The organism is Pleomorphomonas sp. JP5, from assembly GCF_023721815.1.
Lineage (GTDB): Bacteria > Pseudomonadota > Alphaproteobacteria > Rhizobiales > Pleomorphomonadaceae > Pleomorphomonas.
The window spans coordinates 185,716-201,340 of the sequence record NZ_JAMDLI010000006.1; the positions used below are offsets into that span (position 1 = coordinate 185,716).

Annotated in this window: 14 protein-coding genes; 10 read left to right on the forward strand and 4 right to left on the reverse strand. The window is 65.0% G+C overall.

From position 1 onward, the window contains the following. The first annotated feature begins 544 nt into the window (after positions 1–544). The 7 genes from M4J40_RS06205 to M4J40_RS06235 all read left to right on the forward strand — a co-directional run bounded on the left by M4J40_RS06205 (position 545) and on the right by M4J40_RS06235 (position 8,046). On the forward strand, positions 545–856 hold the full coding sequence (locus M4J40_RS06205; protein ID WP_251752932.1) for a helix-turn-helix transcriptional regulator: 312 nt from the start codon (positions 545–547) through the stop codon (positions 854–856). Between the two features lie 4 nt (positions 857–860). Next, positions 861–2,210, forward strand: coding sequence for a type II toxin-antitoxin system HipA family toxin (locus M4J40_RS06210; RefSeq protein ID WP_251752934.1), 1,350 nt, complete (start codon positions 861–863; stop codon positions 2,208–2,210). A gap of 399 nt (positions 2,211–2,609) precedes the next feature. Beyond that, complete coding sequence (locus M4J40_RS06215; RefSeq protein WP_251752936.1) at positions 2,610–3,875, forward strand: AAA family ATPase; 1,266 nt, start codon at positions 2,610–2,612, stop codon at positions 3,873–3,875. Next, positions 3,872–4,537 carry a retron system putative HNH endonuclease gene (locus M4J40_RS06220; RefSeq protein WP_251752938.1) on the forward strand — a complete coding sequence of 222 codons (666 nt, stop codon included), beginning with the start codon at positions 3,872–3,874 and terminating at the stop codon, positions 4,535–4,537. The genes M4J40_RS06215 and M4J40_RS06220 overlap by 4 nt, the downstream gene beginning before the upstream one ends. A gap of 325 nt (positions 4,538–4,862) precedes the next feature. Continuing rightward, complete coding sequence (locus M4J40_RS06225; protein ID WP_251752939.1) at positions 4,863–6,677, forward strand: adenine deaminase C-terminal domain-containing protein; 1,815 nt, start codon at positions 4,863–4,865, stop codon at positions 6,675–6,677. Between the two features lie 159 nt (positions 6,678–6,836). Beyond that, a complete protein-coding gene (locus M4J40_RS06230) occupies positions 6,837–7,157 on the forward strand; it encodes a putative quinol monooxygenase (protein WP_251752941.1) in 321 nt (106 codons plus the stop codon). A 22-nt stretch (positions 7,158–7,179) separates the two neighbouring features. Then, complete coding sequence (locus tag M4J40_RS06235; RefSeq protein WP_251752943.1) at positions 7,180–8,046, forward strand: sigma-70 family RNA polymerase sigma factor; 867 nt, start codon at positions 7,180–7,182, stop codon at positions 8,044–8,046. 48 nt (positions 8,047–8,094) lie between these two features. Here M4J40_RS06235 and cueR read toward each other — a convergent pair whose 3' ends face one another. Both cueR and M4J40_RS06245 read right to left on the reverse strand, forming a co-directional pair. Beyond that, positions 8,095–8,535, reverse strand: coding sequence for a Cu(I)-responsive transcriptional regulator (gene cueR / locus M4J40_RS06240; protein WP_251752944.1), 441 nt, complete (start codon positions 8,533–8,535; stop codon positions 8,095–8,097). 20 nt (positions 8,536–8,555) lie between these two features. Next, positions 8,556–11,054, reverse strand: a complete 2,499-nt coding sequence (locus M4J40_RS06245) for a heavy metal translocating P-type ATPase (protein ID WP_251752946.1) — start codon at positions 11,052–11,054, stop codon at positions 8,556–8,558. Between the two features lie 176 nt (positions 11,055–11,230). Between M4J40_RS06245 and M4J40_RS06250 the strand changes: the two genes are divergently transcribed. Next, a complete protein-coding gene (locus M4J40_RS06250) occupies positions 11,231–11,422 on the forward strand; it encodes a heavy-metal-associated domain-containing protein (RefSeq protein ID WP_251752948.1) in 192 nt (63 codons plus the stop codon). Positions 11,423–11,595: 173 nt separating this feature from the next. Continuing rightward, positions 11,596–12,357: a gamma-glutamylcyclotransferase gene (locus M4J40_RS06255; RefSeq protein ID WP_251752949.1), complete on the forward strand. Its 762-nt coding sequence runs from the start codon at positions 11,596–11,598 to the stop codon at positions 12,355–12,357. Here the strand turns inward: M4J40_RS06255 and ftrA are convergent. Next, complete coding sequence (ftrA, locus tag M4J40_RS06260) at positions 12,354–13,367, reverse strand: transcriptional regulator FtrA (RefSeq protein ID WP_251752951.1); 1,014 nt, start codon at positions 13,365–13,367, stop codon at positions 12,354–12,356. The two genes, M4J40_RS06255 and ftrA, sit on opposite strands and share 4 nt — an antisense overlap. A gap of 64 nt (positions 13,368–13,431) precedes the next feature. On the opposite strand from ftrA, the gene M4J40_RS06265 reads away from it, so the two are divergent. Beyond that, the gene (locus M4J40_RS06265; protein ID WP_251752953.1) at positions 13,432–13,830 is read left to right on the forward strand and encodes a rhodanese-like domain-containing protein; all 399 of its coding nucleotides are present in this window, start codon (positions 13,432–13,434) and stop codon (positions 13,828–13,830) included. Positions 13,831–13,928: 98 nt separating this feature from the next. Here the strand turns inward: M4J40_RS06265 and rtcR are convergent, their stop codons facing one another. Further along, the gene (gene rtcR / locus M4J40_RS06270; protein ID WP_251752954.1) at positions 13,929–15,527 is read right to left on the reverse strand and encodes an RNA repair transcriptional activator RtcR; all 1,599 of its coding nucleotides are present in this window, start codon (positions 15,525–15,527) and stop codon (positions 13,929–13,931) included. Positions 15,528–15,625 lie beyond the last annotated feature (98 nt).

The window sequence follows — 15,625 nt, forward strand, 5'->3', positions numbered from 1 at the left end:
CATGCTCCACCTTGTCCGCAACAAACGAAAGGAGGTGACCGGTGAACTTAAGCAATCGATCCTCGATCGAGGCAAGACTTCGCTGGACAATAGCTTCCTTGAGCGACCTCCAGTTCTGAACAATTGCCTAACAGTTCGTTGCGACGGCACCTTGTTTGTCGCACGAAAACTGGCAATCTCACCCACTTGCTAAGAAGTGGGGCGCGATTGTCGGATCGAGGAAATACGCGTGCCCCGTTTCATCCCAGCCGGATGGAGCGGGGCATGTCGTTTTCCAAGGCTACTCTCAAACATTTCTCACGCGTCATTCACATCGGCGTGATTGACGGGCTTTGGCCCGAGTGAGACCTGCCGCCGTCGCTTCAGAGCTCTGCTCCGCCGGCAACCTGCCCCGAAAAGAAGTCGCTCAGCCCGCTCCCGTTCGGGAACAGGTGCCAGCCGCCAAGGCAGATGGACGAAGAATGCTCCCGTACGGGAACAGGTGTCGTTGAACCATCCCGAGGAACGGCGTATGCTCCCGTACGGGAACAGCATCGAGGCAGAGATGGCAAAGCTGGCGACGAACGGCCCCCAGACCAATGATGGAGAGAGAACGCTTCCGTCCTCCCCCCAGGCCAACACGCCGCATTCACCTTCCAGAGAAAGCACGGTGATCGGACGGGCCGCGGAACTCGGCGCGCTGGTCCGCGAGGCCCGAAAATCCAAAGGGCTGTCCCAACAGGAGTTTGCCGACCTCGCAGGTGTTGGCCGCCGTTTCGTCTCCAACCTCGAAACCGGCAAAGCAACCATAGAGATGGACAAGGCCCTGGAGGTCGCCCGGTCCATCGGTCTGATCCTCACGGCAAGGAAGGCCTGAGATCATGACTATCCTTGACGTACGGCTCGATGGTTTCACTGACCCCATCGGCAAGCTCTCACGCCGGTCATCCGGCGCCATCAACTTCGCCTACGCGCCCGACTATCTGCGCAATCCCGACGCCATCCCCCTGTCTCTCGCCTTGCCTTTGACGGATGAGCCTTACGGGGACGTTCAGGCGAGGGCGTTTTTCGACAACCTGCTTCAGGAAAGAGACCAGGCGCTCACCTCGATCATGGGGCGCTACGAGATCTCCCGCGACGACATCGTCGGGCTCCTCTTCCACATGGGCAAGGATTGCGCCGGCGCACTCTCGGTGCTGCCCGAGGGCGCGCCTCCCGTGAAGGTGCCGGGCAACTACGACACCGACTACACGCCCCTCTCCGAGGCCCGCATGGAGGAAATCGTCGAGTCCCTGCATCGCCGTCGGACGCTGCCCAGCGACATGGAGGACCCTTCCCCACTGGCCGGAATGCAGTCGAAGATCGCCCTGACCATGCTCCCCGATGGGCGCTTTGCCGAACCCATGCAAGGCTCAGGCGCCCCGACGACGCACATCCTCAAGGTGCCCGACCCGGACCACCCCAACGACGCCCTCCACGAAGCCACGACCATGCGCCTGTCGCGGGCGATGAGGTTTCCAACAGCCGATATCGAGGTCGTCCCCTTCTCCAGCATCGAGGCCTTGCTGGTGACGCGTTACGACCGCTCCCTGGACGAAGACGGCCGTGTCCTTCGCGTCCATCAGGAAGACTTCGCCCAGGCGCTCGGGCTGCCCTCCTCGCTGAAATACGAACGCCGAGGAGCACCGGAGCGCCGCTTCGATGTCGAGGGCATCGCGCGCGTTCTGAACTCGACGTCCAGCCCGGCCGAGGAGCGGCTGTTCTTCATCAGGGCCACCATCTTCGACCTTCTGGTCGGCAACGTGGACGGCCACGCCAAGAACTTCGCCATCCTTTACGGGCAGAGAGGCGCGAGCCGCCTGTCCCCACGCTACGATGTCATGCCGACCCGCCTCGACGCCAACCTGACCGACGAACTGGCCTACAGGATCGGGAACGCGAGCAGGATCGGGGACATCGGCCCCGGTGAGTTCGACGACTTCCTGAAACAACTCGGCATCGCAACGGGAGCCGCCCGTAGGCGACTGCGCGACACGCATGTCCCGGACATCGCAAGGCAACTCGCCAGCCACCTCGGGGCGCTCGACAAGGCAAACCTGAAGAAACTGGCCGACCTCATCGCCGCCAACACGAAAACCCTGCTGGGAGCCCTGAGCCTCGAAGTCCCTCCCGAGGCGGCCAATCGCGACGCCTATGTCGTCAAGGGTGGCGGCTGGGGCCTGGGCTCGTAGGGCAAAGGCGAAGAAGGTCGTCGTCCGAAACCAGAAACGCCGCCCCCTCCATTGCCAACACGAACAGTCATCCGCAATCACACCGTCCCCGCCCGGCTTGAACTGCCACCTCCGGTAGGTATGTTGACATGGCCAACTCTTTGACTTCAGCTACCATTTACTAATACCACCTAAGTCTTTGATCAGATGTGAAAATACCAATCTCGCGTTTCACAACTCATACCACCTCTACCGACAAAGCCTCCTCTATCGCATTTACGGTTTGCCTCTGTTAGGCTTGCGTTGAGCGAAGTCGTCTCGTTTCGCTCCGTGTCGTTTCGGTTGCGACCTCCGGAGGAGGGGAGCAATGGTGGAAACACTGGGACTGTATGGGATGGTGATGCATTTGCGGATTAAACGATGCAGCTAGAGCGCCTAGAACTCTCCAATTTCAGAGGCATTAGCCACCTATCGCTCGACCTTCACCCCCGCCTCACCATACTTGTGGGCGAAAATGGAGCAGGCAAGACGTCGCTGCTAGATGCCCTAGCGATTGGCCTCTCCCACTACGTCGCCCGCCTCACGAAATCAGCCGGAAGCGCGCGTCGCATATCCCAAGACGACGTAAAAATTGGCGCTCCCGAAGCAAGAATTCAGGTCGCAGCGACGGATGGCGACACGAAAATCAGTTGGTCTGTCGTGAAGCAGGGCCAACGAGAACGAGTGCTAAGACCAAGAGCAGGCGACTATCGGGCACTAGCTGACTTTGTTAGGAGCATAGCCGAGCGGCAGTTGGATGATACCCGTTATCTCCTTGGAGAGACGCCAATCATATACTACGATCAGCGCAGATCTATAATTGATATTCCACAAAGAAAGCGAGGAAACGTAAGTCATAGCGTATCCGACGCATTCGCAGAAAGCCTAATCCAAGGTAAAATTGATTTCAGAAAGCTGACTTATTGGTTTCAGGAACGAGAAACAGAAGAGTTGCGTTTACAGCGCAGAGATGCATCCTACAAGGACATGCAACTAAACGCGGTTAGAGCCGCTATAACAAGCTCAACAGGCTTGCGAGACCCATTCTATCGAATCGAAAGCCCTAGAGGGCTCACATTTCACAAGGGGAAAACTGAACTTCACGCAAGTCAATTATCAACGGGCGAGAAGATATACATGGCCCTTGCCGCAGACCTTTCTAGGCGCCTAGCAATAATAAATCAGAACCTCAAAAACCCATTGCAAGGGGGCGCGATAGTCTTAATCGATGAAATCGAACTTCATCTTCACCCTGAGTGGCAGAGGAAAATTGTCACGTGGCTATCTTCTACTTTTGAGAACTGTCAGTTTATTTTAACAACACACTCTCCACAGGTCCTGGGAGATGTCAGAGCCGACAGCATTAGAGTTTTAACCTCTCATAAAGGCAATATTGGGCTTACTCGGATAAAAGCCTCCTATGGACGTGATAGCAATTACTTGCTCACAGCGGCATTTGGAGCCGATGAGCGCGCTTCAATGGTTAAGAGGCGCATAGAAAGCATTGACTCAGCAATAAGTGAAGATCGTCTGGAAGACGCAAAGCGTGAAATATACAAACTCCGCTCTGAGGTAGAAGGTAGCGACCCACAAGTCGATATTGCCGAGGCCAGATTAGCCCGCCGGATAAAGACGTCTGAGAGATGAAATTTAGCGCAAAAAGACCTGCTCCCAAAGCTTTTGTTGATTGGCTCGAGCAAGAAAATAACGACTGGAAGCCGACCTATAGTCAGCTTTCTGGTCCTCCCATGCAGGCGGTCCAGCAGAGTCTATTGGAAGAGCAGGGTTACGTATGCTGCTATTGCGGCCGCCGACTGCCACTGGACGGCAGTGAAGGTCACATCGATCACTTTTGGCCTCAATCTCGCTTCAACGGGACTACTGCCGACGACCGAAGGCTTGACTATAATAACTTCTTTCGTAGCTGCGGACCAAGAGGGCAACGGGGCGTCCCGACAGGAAGACCGTCGACCTGCGGTGAAGCAAAAGGCGATTGGTATGACATACATAACAGCATTCTTCCCTCAGATCCTGGATGTGAAAGAAGGTTTGTCTATGGCCAGACAGGAGCAGTTAAACCCAGCAACCCAGACGACAAAGCCGCTCTAAATATGATTAAACAATTAAACCTTAACGACAGGGCACTAGATTATGAAAGATCAGTAATTATTGAAGAAATAGAAGCAGCACTAGCCAAGGGCATTTCAGCATCAAGCGAACACGCGAGAACTCGAACGCCCATTAACGGTCAGCTCCCAGGGTTCGGTCACGTGGCTGCAAGATACTTAGAGGAGGAGTTCAAACTCTAGAAACAAACTGTGGATGTTTGAGTTCTTACTGACATCTATTTAATCGCCGCTCTCACCGCCACGCGCCGCATCCCGGCCCTAACCGCCCTGCGCCAACGAATGAAAGCCGCAGGTAAAGCACCAAAGACAATCCTCATCGCAGCGGGACGCCAACTGCTCGTCATCCTCAACGCGATGATCCGGCACAATCAGCCTATCCGGCTATGACAACAACACAGTTGCCCCCTCGACTTTCGGCTTTGAATCGCCTCATCCGGCGTTTACCATGGCTTGGCCCCGTTCGGGCCGACCGACGGGGCTTTGTTGAATCGAGCCCGAGGTCCGGATGTCCAGTACCCCCAAGCCGACGCGTTTTTCCGTCAAGCCCCTGCACCTTCTGACCCGCCACCTTGCCGACGTCGCATCCGGCCGCGCCGATCCCGACCTGGTGATCACCGGCGCCCGCGCCCTCTCCACCTATTCCGAGCGCATCCTCAACGACCGCGAGATCTGGATTTCCGGCGGGCGCATCGCCGCCGTCAAGGAAGCGGGCAGCTATCGCGGCGGCTCGGCCGCCCTCTATGACGCCCAGGGCGGCATCATCGGGCCCGGCCTCGTCGACCCGCACATCCACATCGAAAGCTCGATGGTGACGGCCTGCGCCTATGCCGAGGCCGCGCTGCTCAACGGCACCACCACCATCTTCTGCGACAGCCACGAGATCGGCAACGTGATGGACGTCGCCGGCATCGAGGCGATGATGGAGGACGCTCGCGAGGCGCCGCTCTCCATCTTCCACACGCTGGCCTCCACCGTGCCCGCCACCTCGCCCGAGCTGGAAACGGCCGGCGGCGACCTGACGCCGGAGAAGATCGGCGCGCTGTTCGACAAGTGGCCCGAGGCCGTGGCGCTGGGCGAAAAGATGGACTTCGTGCCGGTGACCATGGGCGACGAGCGCAGCCACGCCATCATCGCCGAAGCCCTGTCGCGCGGCCGCCCCGTCTCCGGCCACGTCTACGGCCGCGAGTTCGTCGCCGCCTATGCCGCCGCCGGCGTCACCGACACCCACGAGGCCACCGACCGCGACATCGCCGACGACCTTCTCGAAGCCGGCGTCTGGATCTTCCTGCGCGGCGGCCCGCCGACCACGCCCTGGCACTCGCTGCCCGAAGCGATCAAGACGATCACCGAGCTCGGCGCCTCGCCGCGCCGCGTCGCCGTCTGCACCGATGACCGCGACGCCGAGGACCTCCTGGCCTTCGGCCTCGACTGGGTGGTGCGGCAGGCCTACCGCATCGGCATTCCGCGCACCACCGCCTGGGCGATGGGCTCGATTTCCGGCGCCACCCGCTATGCCATGGACGGCGAGATCGGCGGCCTCGGCGGCGGCCGGCGCGCCGACCTGGTGCTGCTCGACGACGATCTGGTGCCGCAGTCGACCTGGTACGGCGGCGAGCTGATGGTCGACCGCCGCGCCATCACTCCGACGCTGGAATCGACGCTGGAAACGCGCTACCGCTACCCGGACGCTGCCTACGCCACCATCCACCTGCCCAAGGAGCTGAAGCTGACGCCGGAGCTGCCGACCGCGCCGGTGACGGCCAACGTCATCCGCGCCGAGCTGCCGGGCATCGTGCTGAAGCACGTCAAGATCGCGCTCGAGCCGGCCAACGACTGGCAGACGCTGTTCGACCGCCACGACCTCGCCTTCGTCACCGTCGTCGAGCGGCACGGCAAGTCGGACGGCAACGTGGCGCGCGGCCTTCTGCAGAACTTCGGCCTGAAACAGGGCGCCGTCGCCTCCTCGGTCGGCCACGACAGCCACAACATCATCATCGCCGGCACCAACGAGGCCGACATGGCCGTGGCGCTCAAGGCCATCGAGGCCGAGCGCGGCGGCATCTGCGTGGTGCGCGACGGCGTGGTGACGGCCATGGTGCCGCTGCCGGTCGCCGGCTTGATGTCCGACAAGCGCGTCCATCTCGTCGCCGGCGAGGTCGAGGCGCTGAAGGTGGAGTGGGAGAAGGCCGGCTGCACCCTGCCCTACATGGGCTTCAACCTGATCCCGCTGTCGGTCATCCCGGAGATCCGCATCACCGACAAAGGCATGGTGCTGGTGCCGGAAATGACCCAGGTGCCGCTGTTCGACGCGGCCGAGTAATCAAGGCCGAATAACCAGAAAAGGGCGGCCGACCCTGCCGGGCCGGCGCCCCCACATCGACACGGAAAGATTCTTTTCGCGGCCGCGATCCGTTTGGCTCGGGCCGAACGTCTGGATTGGGCAGGACGCCGATCCCCGGCGTCGAAGAGAGTGTCCGAGATGAACGACATCGCCCTGAAGCCCGACGCCACCACGCTGGTCAACGTCCTGACCTGCGAGCCGACCGACCAGGAGGCGCTGCTGGCCCTCCTGCGCGATAACATCGAGACGGTGATCTCGACGCTGGACGGCTGGATCGCCACCAACCTTGTGTCCGCCACAGACGGATCGCGGGTGGTCATCGTCTCGCAATGGCGCGATGCCGCCGCCGTCAAGGCGATGCAGACCAACGAGCGCATGGTCGCCTACTTCCCCAAGCTGGCAGCGCTGGCTCGCTTCGACGCGACCGTGGGCGCCATCGCCTACCAGCGCGCCGCCTGACATGCTCTAGCGAGGACGCCGAATGATCCCGCAGGACCTCGAGACACGACTGGCGGTCCTGCGGCCCCAGCTTCACCGCTATTGCGCGCGCATGGTGGGCTCGACCGTCGACGCCGAGGACATCGTGCAGGACGCCTGCCTGAAGGCGGTGGCGGCATGGGACGGCGCGGACCTCGCCAACCCCGACGGCTGGCTGTTCCGCATCGCCCACAACACCGCCCTCGATTTCCTGCGCCGCCGCAGGCGCCTGCCGATGGCGGAGGATCCGGAGGTTCTGGAAACGAGCGCCGTCGCGCCGACGCCCGATCCCGGCGCCGCCATCGCATCGATACGAACCTTTCTGCGCCTGCCGCCGCTCCAGCGCAGCGCGGTCGTCATGAAGGACGTGATCGGCCACTCGCTCGAAGAGATCGCCGAGATCAACGGCATCAGCCCGCCGGCCGCGAAATCGGCCCTGCAACGCGGACGCGCCAGTCTGCGCGCCTTTCTCGACGAGCCCGAGGATGCCGAGGCGCCCGCGCTGACGGCCGAGACCCGGCGGCGCCTCGTCGCCTATGTCGATGGCTTCCGAGCCGGCGACTTCGATGCGGTGCGCGCCATGCTGGCCGAGGACGTGCGGCTCGACCTCGTGTCGAGGCTGAGCCGGACCGGCAAGTCCCAGGTCGGGGACTACTACGGCCGATACGCCGAGAGCCGGCAGTGGGCCTTCGCCCCCGGCCTCGTCGAGGGACGCCCGGCCATGCTGGTCTACGACCGCGACGTCTCCCTCGACCAACCCGCCTATTTCGTCGCCCTCACCTTCCGAGACGGGCAGGTCGCGGACATCCGCGACTTCCTGCTCGCCCGCTACGCGACCGAGGGCGTCCGCATGGAGGAACTGGCGCCCTGATGACGGAGCCCGCCCTCCGCCATGGCGGGGGCCTTTTCCTGCCAGGGACTACCCCGCCACCGCCCCTCTGCGCGGCTGGATCGACAGGTCCTCGTCGGCGCTGTCGGCGCTCAACCCATCGAGGATCGGGCAGTTGGGCCGGTCGTCGCCGTGGCAGGCGCAGACCAGCTTGGACAGCGTTTGGGTCATGTCCTGCAAGGCGGCGATCCGCTTTTTGAGATCGTCGATGTGGTTCTGGGCCAGCCGCTTCACCTCGGCGCTGGCCCGCCCCTCGTCGCGCCAGAGGTCGAGCAGCTCGGCAATCTCGGCGACGGAGAAGCCCAGGTCGCGCGACCGGCGGATAAAGCGCAGCATGTGTACGTCGGTGTCCGAATAGTCGCGGTAGCCCGACTCCCGCCGGTCGGCCTTGGGGATCAGCCCGGTCTGCTCGTAGTAGCGGATCATCTTGGCCGACACGCCGGAGGCCTTGGCCGCCTGTCCGATATTCATCTGCCCTCTCCTGTCAGCTCTCAAACGGCGAAGCGGCGAAGCCTCAAGGCGTTGCCCAGCACGAACACGCTGGAGAGCGCCATGGCGCCGGCCGCGAACACCGGCGACAACAGGATGCCGAAGGCGGGATAGAGCGCGCCGGCCGCCAGCGGGATCAGCGCCGTGTTGTAGGCGAAGGCCCAGAACAGGTTCTGGCGGATGTTGCCGATGGTCGCCTTGGAGAGCGCGATGGCGTTGGGCACGCCTTGCAGGCTGCCCGACATCAGCACCACGTCGGCCGCCTCGATGGCGACATCGGTGCCCGTGCCGATGGCAAGGCCGACATCGGCCTCGGCCAGCGCCGGCGCGTCGTTGATGCCGTCGCCGACGAAGGCCAGCGTGCCGTGCGCGGCCTTGAGCCGGCGCACCGCCTCCACCTTGCCGTCCGGCAGCACCTCGGCCACCACCTCGTCGATGCCGAGGTGGGCGGCGATGGCCTTGGCCGTCAGCGCGTTGTCGCCGGTGATCATCGCCACCTTGAGGCCAAGCTCGTGCAGCGCGGCGATGGCGGCCGGGGTCGACGCCTTGACCGGGTCGGCCACGGCGACGATGGCCGCCAGCTTGCCGTCGACGGCGGCATAAAGCGGCGACTTGCCCTCGCCGGCCAGCCGCTTGGCCACGCCGGCAAAGCCCGACACGTCCAAGCCCAACTGAACCATGTAGCGGTCGGCGCCCAGTTCGACCCGCTGGCCGCCGGCCACCGCCGTCACGCCCAGCCCGGTCACCGAGCCGAACTCGCTCACCGCCGGCAGCTCCAGCCCCTCGGCCTCGGCCGCCGCGACGATGGCGCGGGCGATCGGGTGCTCGGACTTGCTCTCGGCCGCCGCCACCAGCGCCAGCACCGCCGGGCGATCGAAGCCCTCGGCCAGTTCCAGGTCGGTCAGCGCCGGCTTGCCCTCGGTCAGCGTGCCGGTCTTGTCGACGGCCACCACCTTGGCGTCCCTCAGAAGCTGCAAGGCCTCACCCCGGCGGAACAGCACGCCGAGTTCGGCGCCCCGGCCGGTACCGACCATGATCGACGTCGGCGTCGCCAGCCCCATGGCGCAGGGGCAGGCGATGATCAGCACCGCCACCGCGTTGATCAGCGCGAAGGTCAAGGGCGACGACGGCGCCAGCATCAGCCAGACCGCGAAGGTCAGCGCCGCCACGGCGAACACCGCCGGCACGAACCACATGGTGATGCGGTCGACCATGGCCTGGATCGGCAGCTTGGAGCCCTGCGCTTCCTCGACCATGCGGATGATCTGCGACAGCACGGTGTCGCCGCCCACCGCCGTGGCGCGGAAGGCGAAGGCGCCCGTCTGGTTGACGGTGCCGCCCACCACCTTGCCGCCGGCCGTCTTGGCCACCGGGATCGGCTCGCCGGTGATCATCGACTCGTCGACGAAGCTGTCGCCTTCGATCACCTCGCCGTCCACCGGCACCCTTTCGCCCGGCCGCACCTCGACGACGTCACCGGCCGCCACCGAAGCGATGGGGAGATCGGTCACCTTGCCGTCGCGGCGCACGTGCGCCGTCTTCACCTGAAGGCCGACGAGGCGGCGGATCGCCTCGGAGGTGCGGCCCTTGGCGCGTGCCTCCAGCAGGCGGCCGAGCAGGATCAGCGTGACGATGACCGCCGCCGCCTCATAGTAGACGTTGAGCGTGCCGGCCGGCAGCAGGCCGGGGGCGAAGGTCGCCACCAGCGAATAGCCGTAGGCGGCGAGCGAACCCACCGCCACCAGCGAGTTCATGTCGGGCGCCAGACGCCAGAGCGCCGGCAGCCCCTTGGCGTAGAAGCGCCGGCCGGGGCCGAACATCACCAGCGTCGTCAGCACGAACTGCAGATACCAGCTGCCCTGCATGCCCAGGGTGTCGGCGATCAGCATGTGCATGCCCGAGAATAGGTGCGAGCCCATTTCCATGACGAACACCGGCGCCGTCAGCACCGCCGCGACGATCAGGTCGCGCGCCAGCTCCCGCCGCTCGGCGTCCTTCCGGTCGGCCCGCTCGGCATCCTCGGCAAGGCTGTCGGCGCCGCTCGCCGCCGCGATCAGCCGGGCGTCGTAGCCGGCCGTCTCCACGGCGTCGATCAGCGCCGCCGCCTCGGCGGAACCGCGAATGGTGGCGCGCTCGGTCGCCAGGTTGACGACGGCCTCGTCGACCCCCGGCACGGCCTTGAGCGCCCGCTCGACCCGGCCGACGCAAGAGGCGCACGTCATGCCCTCGACGGCCAGTTCGACGCGCCCCTCCCCCACGGGCGCCGCCGGCACGCCGTAGCCGGCCATCTCCACGGCATCGACCAGCTTGGCGCGTTCGACCGCGCCGTTGGTGGTTATGCTCGCCCGTTCCGTCGCAAGGTTGACCGCCACCGTCTCGACGCCCGGCACCGCCTTGAGCACGCGCTCGACGCGGCCGACGCAGGAGGCGCAGGTCATGCCCTCGATGGGCAGCGATATCTGGTTGGACGACGGCGAGGCGGTGCGAGCGGGGGCATTCATGGCCGCTTCCTTCTGTTCCTGACTGTTCATCCCCGGAAGATGGGGCTTCCAACCATGGGAAGGTCAAGCCCCTTTTCACATGGGGCCGATAAAAGCCAACGGCAAGCCGCGCCCCTTGACCTTCCAACGCTTGGAAGCCCTATCTCACGATCATTCAACCCCAAGGAGGCCCCACGATGTACCAGTTCACCATTCCCAACATGGCCTGCGGCGGCTGCGCCCGCTCGGTCACCAAGGCGCTTCAGGGCGTCGATGCCGACGCGAAGATCGAGACCGATCCCGCCGTCCACCGGGTCAGCGTCGAAAGCCCGGCCAGCGAGGCCGCCCTGCGCGCCGCCCTCACCGCCGCCGGCTATCCGGCCAGCTAAGCGAGTCAACGAGGAGGGAAAGCCCGAAAGGCGGCGCTCACCGCCGCCTTCCGCGGCGAAAGGCAAATCCATCGTTGCACTCGGGCGCGCAAACGGGTCTGATCGGCGGACATCGATCCCCCTGCGCTGAGCGACGGCGCCGCCACCGGCCCGTCGCGCAACAAGGAAGCCGCATGCCGCCTGCCCGCCAGATGATGCTCACGGAGGACCTGGTCGCCAAAACCCTGAGACCCGAGGTCGACCCTGGACCGGACGCCGACGAGGTGCTTCTCGGCGACGATGAGTTCGTCACCGAAGCCGAGCGGTTCAACGCCGAAGCCGGCGACGAACTCTGGATCTTCGCCTACGGCTCGCTGATCTGGAAGCCGGTTTTCGAGCCCGAGGAGACCCGGCTCGCCGTAGCCCATGGCTGGCATCGCTCCTTCTGCATGCCGCTGCGGCGATGGCGCGGAACCCCGTCGCAACCGGGCCTGATGATGGCCGTGCAGCGCGGCGGCAACTGCAAGGGCGTCGCCTTCCGCATCCGGCAGGAGGAACGGCTGAGCGCACTGACCGAACTGCTGCGGCGCGAGGTCAACACCCCTGAAAACCTGCGTTTCGCCCGCTGGATCACCTGCGTGATCCACGGCCGGAAGGTCCGGACGCTGTGCTTCTGGGTCGGCCCGACCGGGCGCTATGTCGGCGAGAAGCAATCGCTGGAACAGGTGGCCGACACGCTGTCGCGCGCCTGCGGCCACGTGGGCTCCGGCGCCGAGTATCTCTACAACACCGTCGCCCACCTCGAACAACTCGGCATCCACGACCGCAACCTCTGGCGCCTTCAGGAACTGGTGGCGCTGCGCCTCGGCGCGGAAGTTCCGGGCGCCGCGCCGGTGACATCGGAAGCCGAACCCCCGCCAAGTCTCGGCCAGGCGGCGCGCCTGAGACTAGGCTAGACGAGCCGTTCCACCCGCACGAACCGCGAGCGGTACTCGGTGGGCGTAAGGCCGATCTTGGTGCGGAAGTGATGGCGGAGCGCGTGGGCGCTGCCGAAGCCGACGGCGGCGGCCACCGCCTCGATGGCGAGATCGCCCGACGACAGCAGGTTTTTCGCCGCCTCGACGCGCTCGGAGACCAGCCAGTCGCCGGGGCTCATGCCGGTGGCGTCCTGGAAGCGGCGCAGGAAGGTGCGGAGACTCATGCGGCAGTGGCGCGCCATCGCCTCCGTCGTCCAGTCGCCAGCGATGGTCTCGCGCATGCGGTCGAGCAGCGGCGCGACGTCACCGGTGGGGCGCTGGGGCACCGGCCGTTCCAGAAACTGCGCCTGCCCGCCGGAGCGATGGGCCGGCACCACCAGCCGCCGCGCCACCGAGTTGGCGGCCTCCGCCCCGAAATCCCGCCGCACGATCTCGATCAGGAGATCGATGCCCGCCGCGCTGCCGGCCGAGGTGAACACGCCGTCATGCTCGCGATAGAGCGAGGCGGCATCCACGGTCACGGCCGGAAAGCGCCGCCGCAGCGCCTCGGCATAGCGCCAGTGGGTGGATAGGGTGGCGCCGTCGAGAAGCCCCGTCGCCGCCAGCACGAAGGCGCCCGAGCAGATGGAGACGAGCCGCGCGCCGCGCCCATGCGCCGCCCTGAGCCGGGCGCACAGCGCCTCCGGCACCGGCACGTCCGCGCCCTTCCAGCCGGGCACGACGATGATGTCGGCCGCATCGATCGCCTCCGGCCCCTCGTCGGGCGCGATGGTGAAGCCGCCGTGCGCCCTGAGCGGGCCGGGTTCGATGGCCGCGCTCCGGAAGCGATACCAGCCCGGCCCCATCTCGGGCCGATAGAGGCCGAACACCTCGGCGACGATGCCGAACTCGAAGGTGCAGAGCCCGTCGTAGAGCAAGGCGACGGCGAGCGGTCCTTGAGTTGCCGGGCGGGACATGTCGTTTGGCATGATCTTTACGTACAATGTCATCCGCGCCAATTGCAAGCCCGGTGCTTCGGCGGCACGTTCTCCCTGCCAACCCCATGGAGAGACCATGCCTTCAGCCGTCACCGCCATTCCCGCCGCGCCCAGCGACCTCGCCCGCGAGCATTTCGCCGCCGAATTCACCTTCGAGACGGACTGCTATGACGTGCATGAGGCGCTGTCGAAGGGCGCCGACTTCGTGCTCTTGGACGTGCGCGGCCCCGCCCTTTACGCCAAGGGGCACGTGCCCGGCGCCATCAACCTGCCGCACGGCAAGATCATCCGCTCCAAGCTCACCGAGTGGCCGGAGGAGACGCTGTTCGTCACCTATTGCGCCGGCCCGCATTGCAACGGCGCCGCCCGCGGCGCCCTCCGCCTCGCCGACCTCGGCCGCCCCGTCAAGATCATGGCCGGCGGCCTCACCGGCTGGATCGACGAAGGCTTCGAGCTGGCCGTCGGCGACGCTTAGAGCACGTCCGGCGAACTCTGGTTCGCCAACATGCTCCATCTTTTTGCTTTCACGCAGATCCGGACGCAAAACCGGTATCCACTTTTGCTGGAGTTGCTCTACGCCCTGACATCTTCGAACGTCAGCTCGAAGCGGGCGAGGTATTTCCTGAGACGGTCGGCATCGTTGCTGCTGGCCTTCTTCTCGCGGGAGATGGCAAACAGCGCACGACCGGCGGCGCTCAGCGATGCGCTGCGGCGACAAACCTCGATGACAATGGCGAGCTGCTCGCGATCGAACAGATCGTAATCCCCGGCCCGATCGCCCAACACCGCGTCGGACAGCGATCGCCGGTCCACCGGCTCGGCCTCGGTCTGCCATCGCTGCCGCAGCCTGCCCACCTCGGTGGCAACGGTCTCCTGGGTGATGCGGGCCTTGGGCGCCAGCGTCGCCATGCGCGTGACCGATGCCGAGAGGTCGCGGAAGTTGGCCGCCCAGGTCGCCTCCTCCGACAGCGCAAAGGCGAGAAACGACGCCCTCGCCTCGGCGTTGAAGGTGGCCTTGTTGCCCTCGCGCTCGCCGAACCGGGCGAGTTCGTAGTCGACGTTGGGTTCGATGTCCTCGCGCCGGGCACTGAGCGGCGGCAGCTCGAAGGTCCACAGGTTGAGGCGGGCCAGAAGGTCCTCGCGGAACCGGCCCTTGCGCGCCTCGCGCTGAAGATCGCGATTGGTGCCGGCGATCAACTGGAAGTCGGACGTGGCGTCGCGATCCGAGCCGACGGGCAGGAAGCGCTTTTCCTCGATGGCCCGCAGGCACATCGCCTGCTCGTCAAGCCCGAGTTCGCCGATCTCGTCGAGAAACAGCACGCCCTTGTCGGCCGCCTTCATCAGCCCGGCCCGGTCGGACTGGGCGCCGGTGAACGCGCCGCGCACGTGGCCGAACAGGGTCGACATGGCCTGATCGCCGCGCAGCGTGGCGCAGTTGACCTCGACGAAGCTGCCTGACACCTGCCGCTGCGCCTTCTTCAACTCGAAGATGCGGCGCGCCAGCTGCGACTTGCCGGCGCCGGTCGGCCCGGTGAGCAGAACCGGCGCCGTGGAGCGGATCGCCACCTGCTCGATCTCGTCGATCATGCGGTTGAAGGCAGCGTTGCGCGTGGCGATGCCCGACTTCAGGAACGACGTCGCCGACACCTTCTCGGCGGCGAAGCGGGTGGCAATGGCGTCATAGCGCGACAGATCGAGATCGATGATCGAGTGCGAGCCGATATGGCCCTCATCCCCGCCCCCTCGCTTGGGCGGCGACAGTTGCAGCAGGCGGCCCGGCACGTAATGCGCCTCGGCCAGCAGGAACCAGCAGATCTGGGCAACGTGCGTGCCGGTGGTGATGTTGACCAGATAGTCCTCGTGGTCGGGGTCGAAGGCGTAGCCGTCGGCAAAGTCGCGCAACGCCGAATAGACCTCGGCGAAGTCCCAGGGGTCGCGCAGCTCGATCAGGTTGTGCCGTACCTCGGTGGCCGGCGAGACCTGACCGATGTCGCCGGCAATCCGCTCGGCGAGCGATCGCGATCTCTGGTCGTGAATGAGCTCCAGCCGGTCGATGAACAGATCCGGCTGCTGGCAGAGCGCCACGGTCGGCCGCCACCGCCGCCAACGATCTTCCCTCTTGCCGATATCGAGCGTCGTTCCCAGAAAGCCGATGGCAATACGCCGACGCATGACTTATCCTATCATATAAGATCTTATACATGTCTATCACGAGGCGGCATTCCGCGTCGAGCCTCATTGAGAGGCCCGACCGAGAACCCGCCGCCAGT

Coding starts and splice junctions, on each gene's coding strand:
- M4J40_RS06205 (WP_251752932.1), top strand. CDS start 545: ATGGCAAAGCTGGCGACGAACGGCCCCCAGACCAATGATGGAGAGAGA.
- M4J40_RS06250 (WP_251752948.1), top strand. CDS start 11,231: ATGTACCAGTTCACCATTCCCAACATGGCCTGCGGCGGCTGCGCCCGC.
- rtcR (WP_251752954.1), bottom strand. CDS start 15,527: ATGCGTCGGCGTATTGCCATCGGCTTTCTGGGAACGACGCTCGATATC.
- ftrA (WP_251752951.1), bottom strand. CDS start 13,367: ATGACATTGTACGTAAAGATCATGCCAAACGACATGTCCCGCCCGGCA.
- M4J40_RS06265 (WP_251752953.1), top strand. CDS start 13,432: ATGCCTTCAGCCGTCACCGCCATTCCCGCCGCGCCCAGCGACCTCGCC.
- cueR (WP_251752944.1), bottom strand. CDS start 8,535: ATGAATATCGGACAGGCGGCCAAGGCCTCCGGCGTGTCGGCCAAGATG.
- M4J40_RS06230 (WP_251752941.1), top strand. CDS start 6,837: ATGAACGACATCGCCCTGAAGCCCGACGCCACCACGCTGGTCAACGTC.
- M4J40_RS06210 (WP_251752934.1), top strand. CDS start 861: ATGACTATCCTTGACGTACGGCTCGATGGTTTCACTGACCCCATCGGC.
- M4J40_RS06245 (WP_251752946.1), bottom strand. CDS start 11,054: ATGAATGCCCCCGCTCGCACCGCCTCGCCGTCGTCCAACCAGATATCG.
- M4J40_RS06225 (WP_251752939.1), top strand. CDS start 4,863: ATGTCCAGTACCCCCAAGCCGACGCGTTTTTCCGTCAAGCCCCTGCAC.
- M4J40_RS06215 (WP_251752936.1), top strand. CDS start 2,610: ATGCAGCTAGAGCGCCTAGAACTCTCCAATTTCAGAGGCATTAGCCAC.
- M4J40_RS06220 (WP_251752938.1), top strand. CDS start 3,872: ATGAAATTTAGCGCAAAAAGACCTGCTCCCAAAGCTTTTGTTGATTGG.
- M4J40_RS06235 (WP_251752943.1), top strand. CDS start 7,180: ATGATCCCGCAGGACCTCGAGACACGACTGGCGGTCCTGCGGCCCCAG.
- M4J40_RS06255 (WP_251752949.1), top strand. CDS start 11,596: ATGCCGCCTGCCCGCCAGATGATGCTCACGGAGGACCTGGTCGCCAAA.